Annotated in this window: 12 protein-coding genes, 1 tRNA gene and 1 pseudogene; 9 read left to right on the forward strand and 5 right to left on the reverse strand. The window is 67.3% G+C overall.

Translation table 11 applies throughout. The features are described 5' to 3' along the window. Window positions 1-305: 305 nt before the first annotated feature. Window positions 306-521, reverse strand: a complete 216-nt coding sequence (locus ACIA8E_RS40855) for a helix-turn-helix domain-containing protein (RefSeq protein ID WP_383967232.1) — start codon at window positions 519-521, stop codon at window positions 306-308. Window positions 522-664: 143 nt separating this feature from the next. Between ACIA8E_RS40855 and ACIA8E_RS40860 the strand changes: the two genes are divergently transcribed. Then, the gene (locus tag ACIA8E_RS40860) at window positions 665-1,135 is read left to right on the forward strand and encodes a single-stranded DNA-binding protein (RefSeq protein ID WP_399307033.1); all 471 of its coding nucleotides are present in this window, start codon (window positions 665-667) and stop codon (window positions 1,133-1,135) included. A gap of 423 nt (window positions 1,136-1,558) precedes the next feature. Here the strand turns inward: ACIA8E_RS40860 and ACIA8E_RS40865 are convergent. Beyond that, window positions 1,559-1,632 (reverse strand) — tRNA-Met (locus ACIA8E_RS40865). A 470-nt stretch (window positions 1,633-2,102) separates the two neighbouring features. Between ACIA8E_RS40865 and ACIA8E_RS40870 the strand changes: the two genes are divergently transcribed. The 8 genes and pseudogenes from ACIA8E_RS40870 (at window position 2,103) to mihF (ending at window position 8,621) form a co-directional block, all read left to right on the forward strand. Then, on the forward strand, window positions 2,103-3,602 hold the full coding sequence (locus ACIA8E_RS40870) for an amino acid permease (protein WP_399307036.1): 1,500 nt from the start codon (window positions 2,103-2,105) through the stop codon (window positions 3,600-3,602). A gap of 337 nt (window positions 3,603-3,939) precedes the next feature. After that, window positions 3,940-4,323 (forward strand): annotated as a pseudogene (tpg, locus tag ACIA8E_RS40875) (telomere-protecting terminal protein Tpg); the annotation flags it as partial. Between the two features lie 86 nt (window positions 4,324-4,409). Next, entirely contained in the window at window positions 4,410-4,679 is a 270-nt protein-coding gene (locus ACIA8E_RS40880; RefSeq protein ID WP_399307038.1) for a hypothetical protein, read from the forward strand. Then, window positions 4,676-4,891: a hypothetical protein gene (locus tag ACIA8E_RS40885; RefSeq protein WP_399307041.1), complete on the forward strand. Its 216-nt coding sequence runs from the start codon at window positions 4,676-4,678 to the stop codon at window positions 4,889-4,891. Before ACIA8E_RS40880 ends, ACIA8E_RS40885 begins: the two co-directional genes overlap by 4 nt. 228 nt (window positions 4,892-5,119) lie before the next feature. Continuing rightward, window positions 5,120-6,676 carry a MobF family relaxase gene (gene mobF / locus ACIA8E_RS40890; protein ID WP_399307042.1) on the forward strand — a complete coding sequence of 519 codons (1,557 nt, stop codon included), beginning with the start codon at window positions 5,120-5,122 and terminating at the stop codon, window positions 6,674-6,676. A 353-nt stretch (window positions 6,677-7,029) separates the two neighbouring features. Further along, on the forward strand, window positions 7,030-7,554 hold the full coding sequence (locus ACIA8E_RS40895; protein WP_399307045.1) for a DUF2231 domain-containing protein: 525 nt from the start codon (window positions 7,030-7,032) through the stop codon (window positions 7,552-7,554). Between the two features lie 417 nt (window positions 7,555-7,971). After that, window positions 7,972-8,217: a helix-turn-helix domain-containing protein gene (locus tag ACIA8E_RS40900; RefSeq protein WP_399307048.1), complete on the forward strand. Its 246-nt coding sequence runs from the start codon at window positions 7,972-7,974 to the stop codon at window positions 8,215-8,217. An 89-nt stretch (window positions 8,218-8,306) separates the two neighbouring features. Continuing rightward, complete coding sequence (gene mihF, locus ACIA8E_RS40905; protein ID WP_399307051.1) at window positions 8,307-8,621, forward strand: integration host factor, actinobacterial type; 315 nt, start codon at window positions 8,307-8,309, stop codon at window positions 8,619-8,621. A 152-nt stretch (window positions 8,622-8,773) separates the two neighbouring features. Here the strand turns inward: mihF and ACIA8E_RS40910 are convergent, their stop codons facing one another. The 3 genes from ACIA8E_RS40910 to ACIA8E_RS40920 form a co-directional block, all read right to left on the reverse strand. Continuing rightward, on the reverse strand, window positions 8,774-9,064 hold the full coding sequence (locus ACIA8E_RS40910; RefSeq protein ID WP_399307053.1) for a hypothetical protein: 291 nt from the start codon (window positions 9,062-9,064) through the stop codon (window positions 8,774-8,776). A gap of 56 nt (window positions 9,065-9,120) precedes the next feature. Next, complete coding sequence (locus ACIA8E_RS40915) at window positions 9,121-9,573, reverse strand: hypothetical protein (protein WP_399307056.1); 453 nt, start codon at window positions 9,571-9,573, stop codon at window positions 9,121-9,123. Between the two features lie 213 nt (window positions 9,574-9,786). Next, a complete protein-coding gene (locus ACIA8E_RS40920) occupies window positions 9,787-10,107 on the reverse strand; it encodes a DEAD/DEAH box helicase family protein (protein ID WP_399307059.1) in 321 nt (106 codons plus the stop codon). Window positions 10,108-10,579: the final 472 nt, after the last annotated feature.

A 10,579-nucleotide genomic window follows, 5' to 3' on the forward strand; every position in this document is an offset into this window, starting at 1 on the left:
ACCCTCCCCGAACGACAACGTCGGCTCCCAAGACCTCAACCAGGTCTTGGGAGCCGACGTCACGCACGGGCCCGAATTGACCAACAGCGTCCGCAAAGCGTTCCGGGCAACTTCGTCCTCTGCGGTCCCGGGGCCGAGAGTGAGAACCGGGCCTCGATCCCGCGAGTCCTTGTCGTCGACGACGTGATCGGGCCACTCGCCGACGCCGTCCGGGCCCTGCGCAGGGCCGCCGGACCAAAACCCAACCTGAGCGTGCGGTCCGGTGGCGTGCAGGACTCAACGGCCGAGGCCGCGTCGGGGAACGGTCAGGCGCCGGTCTTCTTGCGCATTTCGCCGCCGCGGGAGCGGAAGGTCACGCCGGCGTCGGCGAGGAGGCGGTGTACGCCGCCGTAGGAGCGGTTCGTGGCTTCGGCGATGGAACGAACGGAGTCACCGTTTTCGTACCTCTTCCGCAATTCCGTGGCGACCTGGTCGCGGGCCGGGCCCGCCATCAGTTTGCGGGCCGGTGTCTTCCTGGACATCAGCGGATTCCCTCCCACAAGGCAGCAGATACCGCCATGATCGCGTGCGGTGGACGGCTGCGGCTACCGATTCGGCCGAACTGTCACTGCCCGCCGGTACGGTGGGCTCATCCACGGTGCGGCAGGTTGAAGGGGCGGTAGTCATGGCGGGCGAGACGCTGGTGACGGTGGTTGGCAATCTGACCGCCGATCCCGAACTGCGGTACACCAACTCGGGTATCCCCGTTGTTGGGTTCACGATCGCGTCCACTCCCCGCACCTTCGACCGCGAGCGTAGCGAGTTCGTCGACGGTGAGCCTCTGTTCCTGCGCTGTTCGCTCTGGCGCCAGGCCGCCGAGAATGCAGCCCAGTCGCTGGAGCGTGGGATGCGCGTCATCGTCAACGGCAGGCTCAAGCAGCGCACCTTCGACGACAAGGAGGGCCAGCGCCGCACCGTCGTCGAGGTTGACGCCGAGGAGGTCGCGGCCTCCCTCACCTACGCGAAGGCGGCCGTCACCAAGGTCACCCGCAGTGCCGACGATGCCCCGCCCCGCCAGGGACAGGCCCCTGCTGCGGAGTCCCGCCCCGCCGGGCAGGCGCAGGCTCCCGCCGGTGGCGAGCCGCACCCGTTCTAAAGTCCAGCGGCGCCTGGAACGGTCCGCGGCCGTTGACCAGCTCATGAGCAGGAGAAGATCACGGCGGCACCGGTGCCCCGGCCCCGTTGCTGAGGTGGTCCCCGTGCAGCAGCCGTTTTCGATGGACGACCCAAGCACGTACGCCTCGCCGCGGGGCAGGCGGGCAACCCGTTCTTCGAGCAGGGCCTGGTCGACGAGTCGTCGCACCCTGTTCTGCGGGCGCGGCGTGCTCTTGATCGCCATCGCATGGCGCCCCGGCCCGTGGCAGCAGGCACTCGGCCTCTTCGTCTCACCACCGCGCCGGTCTGCGGCCTGACGGCAAAGGCGCCGCGCGCTTCAGCCGCGGCCACGGATGAAAGCGCTCGCCAGTAGCAGCACGCGTGAGGCCCGGATCCACAGGATCCGGGCCTCACGTCGCTTCAGTAGCGGGGACAGGATTTGAACCTGCGACCTCTGGGTTATGAGCCCAGCGAGCTACCGAGCTGCTCCACCCCGCGTCGGTAGGCGCAACACTACGTCACCCACCGCATCACCCAAGACCAGGCCGCTCTCATCAGGACGCGCGTAAATCGGACGATGCGGGCGACCGCAGCACTCCCCTGGCCAATTGACCTGCTCAGTCACAGTGGCGGTGGCCGTTCCGGCAGACAGAGGGGGCCCGGCCGTCAGGCCGGGCCCCTTCTGCTGCGGGACGGGGACGGGCTGTCGTCCCGTGAGATCGCGGTGGCGCTGGGCGCCGAAGAGCTTCGGTCGAAGTGTGGTGAGCCGGGCGCCACTAGCGAAAAGCGTGAGCAACACTACAAACCTCAAGGAAACCTCAAGTAACGATTCAGATTCATAGGCTCATGAATCTCTTCACCTCCGATTCACTGGACCGGCTCGCTACAGGGTCCCTACAAGGACCCGCTCGGGCCCGTACACCGTTCGTACGGAAATCTGCTCAACTGGCGCAAAGGAGTCTCCCTCAGTGACCTCGCAGATGACCCCCACAAAGGCCGCAAGCGGCAGCGGCCACGGAGGCCCCAGAGAACCCGGTTCAGGCCTCCAGGCCGGACTCAAGAATCGTCATCTGACCATGATCGCCGTCGGTGGCGTCATCGGAGCCGGCCTCTTCGTGGGCTCCAGCTCCGGTATCGCCACCGCAGGCCCCGGAATCCTCCTCTCCTACGCCCTCGTCGGCACGCTTGTGGTGCTGGTGATGCGGATGCTGGGCGAGATGTCCGCCGCGAACCCGACCTCCGGTTCGTTCTCCGCGCACGCGGACCGCGCGCTCGGGCGCTGGGCCGGGTTCTCGATCGGCTGGCTGTACTGGTTCTTCTGGGTGGTCGTGCTCGCCGTCGAAGCGACCGCGGGGGCCAAGATCCTCGAAGGGTGGGTGCCCGCCGTACCACAGTGGGGCTGGGCGCTCATCGTGATGGTCGTGCTCACCGCGACCAACCTGGTCTCTGTCGGCTCGTACGGTGAGTTCGAGTTCTGGTTCGCCGGGATCAAGGTCGTGGCGATCGGCGCGTTCATCGTCGTCGGCGCGCTCGCGATCTTCGGCGTGCTGCCGGGTGTCGACGCCCCCAAGGCAGGCCTGGGGAATCTGAGCGACCACGGCGGCTTCCTGCCGCACGGGCCCGGCGCGATCCTCACCGGTGTGCTCCTGGTCGTCTTCTCCTTCATGGGCAGCGAGATCGCGACCCTCGCCGCCGGTGAGTCCGAGGATCCGCAGCGGGCCGTCACCAAGTCCACCAACAGCATCATCTGGCGCATCGCCGTCTTCTACCTGGGCTCGATCCTCGTCATCGTGTCCCTGCTGCCGTGGAACGACCCGTCCATCAAGGACAAGGGCTCGTACGTCGCTGCCCTCGACTCCCTCGGCATCGCGCACGCCGGTCAGATCATGAACTTCATCGTGCTGACCTCCGTGCTGTCCTGCCTGAACTCCGGGCTCTACACAGCCTCCCGGATGGCGTTCTCACTGGGCGAGCGCGGCGACGCGCCCAAGGCGTTCGCGAAGACCACCTCGCACGGTGTGCCGATGGCCGCGGTCGTCGTCTCGGTCGTCTTCGGCTTCGTCGCCGTCTTCTTCAACTACAAGTTCCCGGACTCGGTCTTCCTCTTCCTCGTCAACTCCTCCGGCGCGGTCGCCCTGTTCGTCTGGCTGGTCATCTGCTTCTCGCAGCTGCGGATGCGGAAGATCATCCAGCGCGAGGCGCCGGAGAAGCTGGTCGTGAAGATGTGGCTGTACCCCTACCTGACCTGGGCGACGGTCGCACTGATCGTCTTCGTCCTCGGCTACATGCTGACCGACACGGAACACGACGGACGCGAGACCGTACTGCTGTCGCTGCTCGTTGCCGCGCTGGTGCTCGCGATCGCCTTCGTGAAGCAGAAGTTCGGCGGCTCCGCGGCGCCTAAGAGGGTGGCCGTCGGCGCGCCGGTGGGCGCCGGGGAACCGGTCGACGCCACGTCGGAGGCCTGAGCACGCGGACGCGGAATCTGGCGGAATCGGTGAACGGGGAGGGGCCCGGCGGCAGCTGCCGCCGGGCCCCTCCCCGTTCACAGGGGCGTGAAGCTCTTTTTCAAGCCGCCAAGAACGCGGTCGGCCTGGACAAAGGCCGGGTCACCACCTGGAACAGTTGGCACCGCTGGTCCACCGCCGCCCTGGTCGCCTACGCCTACCTCGCCGTCGCCGCAGCCCAGGAACGCGATATCGCCATCCAGGGCGCCGGCGACCGGGACGAGGACGGCGAGGACGACATGGTCCCGATCACCTGTGACGAACTCCTGTGCCTGCTACGGATGTTGGTACTCCCGGGCAGATCAAGCGGCCCCGCCCGGACCTCGCGGCGAAGCTCGCGGGTGAGGTGCGCAGGGACTGGCAGCCGATGGTGCGCAGGCGCGCGCGGAAGCAGGCGGCGACCGTGACCGGCATCACGGTCGAGACGCGGGCGCGTTTCGGGTTCACCGCGGCCCCCGGAACGACGGATGACGGGCGTATCCGGCTGATTACCCAGCGCCTTCCGCCCGTTTATGCCGACCGTCTTTTCACCGCGCAGGAGGCCGGTGCGGGTGAACAGGAATTGCGGAACATTGTTGCCGAGGGATTGCAGGAGGTGTATTTCAAGGACGGCGGCCGACGTGCGAACGATCTGCTTGTGGAATTCACCGATATCGATTATCTCGACGCCGACTATGCCTGACCCGGAGTACCGGCTACCGCTGCTGCCCCTGGCCCTGCGACAATCGATGAGCCGTTCGCGGCCTGTCCCACTTGAACGGAGCTCCGGTGTCTGAAGACCCGATCTACGAAAGCCCTGACGTGCAGCTGGCCCGCCGGGTCGCGGCGCTGGAGCGCCTCGCGGAGACCCAGGACATCCTGGACCGCACCGAAGCGCTGGCCGTACGACAGCGCCAGCAGGTCGAGCAGTCCCGTACCCAGCTGCTGGAGAAGCTCTCCCGCGTCCAGGACAACCACAGCGCCCAGCTGGACCAGCACGGCGAGATGCTGACCGAGATCCTGACCCTCCTCCGCAGCATGAGCCACCCCGCCCAGTGACTGAGGCTGTCATCGAGGGCCAGGCCGCCGCGCTGCGCCGTGAGGTCCGTGACGGGTTCACCGCGGTGAACACCCGGCTGGACGCCCTGGGCGGCGAGGTCAGCAGCCTGGGGCAGAAGATCGACGGCTTCATCATCGAACAACGAAGCGTGAACGCGACACTGGTCGAGCTGCTGTCCGGTCTGGTTGGCAAGGACATCACCAAGGACTGAACCGTAGGTGTTCGGGGAGGGCCGCTACGTCCTGGTAGCGGCCCTCTCTCGCGTCTGTCCGCCCTGCGCACCGGAGCTCTGCCGGTCCCGGACCAGGATGGGAAGTGCCGGTACCGGCGTCCCGCCGGGCGGGACGCTGCAGCATCATGTTGACGTCTTCCTCCCGCCGGGCGGGAGGACTCGAATCAAGGCCTTGACCAGCAGTTTTCCCGTGCTGGTCTGGGTTGCATGATGACGTTCAAGCAAGTCAGCAAAGGCTCCGCCTACCGGTACTACGGGCGCCAGGTCATGGCCGGGGACGGCCGCCGGCCCCGGGGGAAGAACCTGGACCAGGCGCAGGAAGAGGCCGGGGTCCCGCCCGGGGTGTGGATGGGCCGCGCCCTGCCGGCGGTTGGTCTGACGGCTGGGGCTCGGGTCACGGAGAAGCAGATGCGCAACCTGTTCGGTGAGGGCCTTCATCCGGACGCGGACCGTATCGTCGACGACCGCCTGGCCACCGGTGACAGTCCCGCAGCGGCTGCGCGGGCGGCCCGGCTCGGCTACCGGATACAGAAGTGGTCCGGGCTCGATCTCGTCTTCCGCCCGCCGGGCAGCGTGCAGGCCCTGTGGGCTCTTGCCCCCGAACCGGTCCGCCGGCTCGTCGAAGACATCCACACCCGCATCATCGGCGAGATCCTGGCCGAAGCCGAGACAGAGCACCTGTGGGTACGCGTCGGTGGCGACAGCCTGGTGCAACGCGCCCGTGCGGGTGTGATCGCCGCCCGCTTTCGCCACTACGAGAACCGCGACGGCATGCCGCTGCTCCACGATCACGTCGTTCTGTCGGTCAAGGTCCGCCGCCAGGACGACGAATGGGGCACCCTGCACACCCGCTCGTTCCTCGAGTACGCCGTCGCCCTCTCAGAGCTCTACAACCAACGCCTGATGGAGGAGATCTGCCGCGCGCTCGATCTGGCGACGGTGCCCCGCTACCCGACCGCCGGACAGCGGCCCGTGATGGAACTCGCGGGGATCCCCGAGCAGCTCATCGACTGGGCCGCCACCCGCAACAAGGCGACCATGCAACGCCTGGCGGAACTCGTCGACCAGTACCAGGAACGCACCCGCCAGCCCCTGACCACCAAAATCCGGCGCCGGATGATGGAACGCGCCTCCCACGAGACCCGGCCCGCCAAGAAGAAGACCAGCCGGCCCCTGCCCGCGTTGCGGGAACGCTGGCGGGCCGGCGCCGTTGCCCTGGTCGGCGAGGAGGTCGTCGACAACCTCCTGCGCCTGGCCCGCCTCGCCGCCGCAGCGATCCGCACCACCGTCCGCACCGTCGTGGACGTCGCGGCCGCAGCCCTGGAGATCACCGCGATCGTCTCGGTCCACCACGGCGGCCGCTTCCGCCACCGCCACCTGCTCGCCGAAGCCCGCCGATACCTCACCCGCACCCTCCACGGACACCCCGCACCGCCCCACACCGACACGACCATCACCGCGGCCGCCATCCGCGACCACTGCATCCCCGGCGACCCCCCGAACCCCGACAAGCCGATGCCGCTCGCGTACCGGACCTTCACCCCGGCCTGGGCACCCAAATCGCCCCCCGGTTCGACCACGCCCGCCGCCCACCGGATCCACCACCGTGCCCGCGCCGAAGCCGCACGCCGCACCGTCCTCGCTCGTGCCGAAGCGCAACAGAGGCCGCCTGTACGGCAGCAAGAGCACACCCCGCAGGCGGCACCACAGCAACCGCCGCCCCCCGCCCCGAGCCAGGCACCCGCCCGGCCATCACCCAGCTGAACCAGCAGGTGCCTGCGCTGGTGGCCGTGGGCGACTTTTAGCTGACCGCGCAGGAACCGGCAGAGCTCATCGAGGCCTCCGCCTGAGGCGAGTTGACGCGAAGGTATTCGTAGTCCTTGGACAGGCGTCGGCACCGTCTCAGCCAGGCGAACGTCTGCTCTACCACCCGCCGACGTGGGACGACGCCCGAGCTGGCCGGGACGGGCCGGAGCTGGCGGGATGGTGCTCAGAAGAACCTGAGAGGTTTCTGTGCCAGGCTGGCGCGCCCGAACACGCGGACGCACGAGAGGGCTCCCCCCGAACACCCGATCCGGGTTCGCGTCCCCCCACGGCTGCCCCTGGAGGAGCGCCTGATGAGTTTGATCAACGGCCTGCCCGCGCACGTGTTGCTGGTCCATGCCGTCGTTGTCCTGGTCCCGCTCAGCGCGCTGATGCTCGTGATATGCGCGCTGTGGCCGCAGGCCGCCCGGCGGCTCGGACTGGCGCTGCCGCTGCTCGCCCTGGTCACGCTGGCGACCGTGCCGCTGGCCACCCAGGCCGGGGAGTGGCTGGAGCGACACGTGGACAGCGACCCGCTGGTGCGGCGACACGCCGAGCTGGGCGACGGAATGCTGCCCTGGGCGCTGGGCCTGTTCGTGCTGGCGGTCGGCGTGTGGTGGATCTCCCGCCGTACGGGTGCGCCGCAGTCGCGGGAGCTTTCCGGCGCTCGGTCGGGAGCGCGGTCGGGGTCGGTCCTCCACGTCGCCGCGGCCGTCCTGTCCGTGGTGGTGGCCGCGGGCGCGGTCGTCGACGTGTACCGGATCGGCGACTCGGGCGCGAAGGCCGCCTGGCACGACGCGTACTCCAAGACCGCCACGAAGTCGAGCGACGGAGACTGACCGACGAAACCGGCCGGCCCGTACCGTGTCGACGTCTTCTGGAGCTTTCTCTGTGGACAGCTCCTGGTTGACGGTGTCGGCGTCCAACTCGTTTGCCCGCGCCGCCGCCAGCTCGGCCAGCATCTCCGGCGGCACTGGATCGTCGACCGCGGCTACGGGGAAGAGCGGCGGTTTCGCGCCGCGGCGGGCTGGCCCGGTCGGCGCAGGAGCGGCATTTACTGCGGACGATCGCGCACACCGTCCGACCGGAGACCGCGGGACGCCGTACGCGCCGCATACAAGTAACCGTGGACCTGGCCGCCGCCACGGACAGCGACGTCGCCCCACGCGACATCCAACTGCCCGCACAGCGCCGCTTACAGGCAGCCTTGACCGCCTGATGTGCCGATTCGCCGCGGGACGCCGAGCCGATGCGCGATGATCACCACTTCGGACCGAAGCGGCGAAGGAGACGAAACCGTGGACAAGGGCAAGCGGATCACCGGCGCGGCGCGCGAGATGCTCGCGGGCGATCTGAAGAAGGAGTATGAGGGCGGCGCGTCCATCCGCGCGATCGCCGACGCACACGGGTGTTCGTACGGGTTCGTCCACCGGGTGCTCAGCGAGGCCGGCGTCACCCTGCGCGGACGCGGTGGAGCCACCCGCAGCAAGCCCGGCTCCTGACGGCCACAGGAGAGCAAACCTGCTGTTCACCGACCCTGCGGACGGGTCATGATGACAGGCGTACGCCGTACGAGGAGAGGACCGCACCCATGCCCCTGCCCGCCCTGTCCGCGGAGACCCGCGCAGAAAATCTCCGGAAGGCGGTCGCGGTCCGCCGCGAACGCAGTGAACTGCTCGACGCACTCAAGCACGGCCGCCTCTCCCTGCGAGAGGTGCTGGACCGCGACGACCAGGCCGTCGGGAAGATTTTCGTCAAGCGCCTGCTGGAAGGGCTGCCCAACATTGGCAAGATCCGCGCCGGCCAGCTCCTGGCTGAGATCGGCATCTCCGACCGTCGGCGCGTCCGGGGCCTCGGCGCCCGCCAGCGCGCCAGGCTCCTGGAGCTCTTCCCGCACCAGCGCTGACCGGGGGCTTTCCGGCGAATCACCGCTGGGAAAGGCGGGTCGAGTGTCCCAGGCGGTCGGCCGAAAGCGTTTGGCCATATGCCTTTCCCAGCGGGATGGGGCAGTTGTCCTATGCGTCGCCGGACTCTCTGGCAACGCGGCGGCGCTCCGGTCTACGACTCGTAGAACATGAACCAGCTGTTCTGTGCGGCGTTGTAGACGCAGGTGGTGGCATCGACCCACCAGTATTCGTTCTTGTACGCCGCGGCTTTGGCCCAGCAGGCACCTGCGGTCGCGAAGGCGGCGTAGAAAGTCCATTCTGTGCCGGGGTCCCTCACCTTGGCGATGGACTCGGAACGGCTGGCCTCGGGCGTGCTCGCCCCTGCGGTTTGCACGCCGACCACGGAAGTCAGCAGAGCCACCATCAGGGTGGCGGCCGAGAGTCGCTTGGCGACTGATTTCATGGGGCAACCTCACTTACTCGATGCGCTCGACAGGAACGGCACGGAACAGGTACCGGCTAGTCCTTCGTCCAGATGAAGATGTAGGAGTTCCCGCCGGACATCTTCTGTGTGGCGTCTACGACGTTGTACATCTCCGTGTGCACGCCGAAGGTCTTGGCCTTCCACAGCTGCAGTCCGTGGGCGTTGAAGTCGGAGACGGAGACCTGGGCACTGGAGGACTGCTGGTTGTCCTGGGCCTGGCAGAGCACGATGGGCCCCGTCTGGATGCCCTTCCACCAGGTGACCCCGGACAGCTTCAGCTGGATCGAGATCTGACCAGGCGCCGCGCCTCCGGGAAGGACGGTCGCCTGGACGATGTCGCCGTCCGGAAGGCGTTCTCCGTTGAGGAGCTGCTGGAATTGGATTCCCTCGGCCGCCTGTGCGGACGACGGGTAGCCGACGACTTGTACGGCGCCGAGCATGGTCGTCATCAGAGCGACCGCCGGTAGCCGTTTTACAGCTGAACGCATGGTGCCACCTTCCTGGTAAGACTCGGTCATCGAGTTGTCGATCACCATAACCAAGAGTTTCAGTTCCGGAGCTTTTCCCATCAGGGGACACCCAGGGCGCTCGAAGCATCATTCGCCGCGACAACGCCCCAACACACCTCTACGGGGCAGGGCTTTACGGTGAGCGGCCATTCCCATTCAGAAAATACGAAAATCCGTGGTTACTCGCGCCCCTTACGGGGCCCTAGTTGGCAGCAGTACGAGAATCCGCCCATTACGTGCGAGCCACAGTGCGGAATGGGCGGCGATGAAGGTCTTTCCCGTACCGCATGCCGCCACTACCGTGGCCCGCAGACCATTACGCGGGATCAGCTTCCCCGGCGGGATATCAAATCTGCGCACCACAGCGTCAACGGCTTCAACCTGATGAGGTCGAAGCGCGATCTTTCCTGTGCTCGTCATATCCGTACTCCAGAATTCACGAGAGGGGTGGCAGGTCTTGACGGAGGGGTAACGGTTTCCTCGGGATGCTACACACTGCATCCTGTGATGCATCGTCACGATGATGCGCGGGCATCACTCTAACCCAACAGGGTCAGAGGCGAGGGGGTTTCGGATAGGCTCGGCGTATGCTGAGCGTTCTTCAGGAAGTGAGAGGCTGTCATGAATTGGATGAAGCGAAGCGGAGTTCGGTGCACCCCATCCGATGAGGCCGGCCTCCCTTCGGGAGTGACGTCACGTCACCGGGTGGGGGTGGCTGTTTCATCGGGATGCTACACAGGCCTGCACTGATGCACCCTCACCCGGTAGCCAGCTGTTCCGGCTTGCCGGAACCAGGGCGGGGGAGCGAAGCGGACACGCCCCGCTTGTCAGGAATTTAAGCGAAGCGTAATTCCAATTCCTGTGCGAAGCACGGGAATTGCGGTGTGAAACACCGTCAATTAATTGCGAAGCAATTCGTCACATGGTGCGAAGCACCATGTTTCGCTTGCACAGCGCGCAGCGCTGTGGTACCCGCTCCGCGGGG

Source organism: Streptomyces sp. NPDC051664 (assembly GCF_044453545.1).
GTDB lineage: Bacteria > Actinomycetota > Actinomycetes > Streptomycetales > Streptomycetaceae > Streptomyces.

Coding starts and splice junctions, on each gene's coding strand:
- ACIA8E_RS40855 (WP_383967232.1), bottom strand. CDS start 521: ATGTCCAGGAAGACACCGGCCCGCAAACTGATGGCGGGCCCGGCCCGC.
- ACIA8E_RS40860 (WP_399307033.1), top strand. CDS start 665: ATGGCGGGCGAGACGCTGGTGACGGTGGTTGGCAATCTGACCGCCGAT.
- mobF (WP_399307042.1), top strand. CDS start 5,120: ATGATGACGTTCAAGCAAGTCAGCAAAGGCTCCGCCTACCGGTACTAC.
- ACIA8E_RS40895 (WP_399307045.1), top strand. CDS start 7,030: ATGAGTTTGATCAACGGCCTGCCCGCGCACGTGTTGCTGGTCCATGCC.
- ACIA8E_RS40900 (WP_399307048.1), top strand. CDS start 7,972: ATGATCACCACTTCGGACCGAAGCGGCGAAGGAGACGAAACCGTGGAC.
- mihF (WP_399307051.1), top strand. CDS start 8,307: ATGCCCCTGCCCGCCCTGTCCGCGGAGACCCGCGCAGAAAATCTCCGG.
- ACIA8E_RS40910 (WP_399307053.1), bottom strand. CDS start 9,064: ATGAAATCAGTCGCCAAGCGACTCTCGGCCGCCACCCTGATGGTGGCT.
- ACIA8E_RS40915 (WP_399307056.1), bottom strand. CDS start 9,573: ATGCGTTCAGCTGTAAAACGGCTACCGGCGGTCGCTCTGATGACGACC.
- ACIA8E_RS40920 (WP_399307059.1), bottom strand. CDS start 10,107: ATGCATCACAGGATGCAGTGTGTAGCATCCCGAGGAAACCGTTACCCC.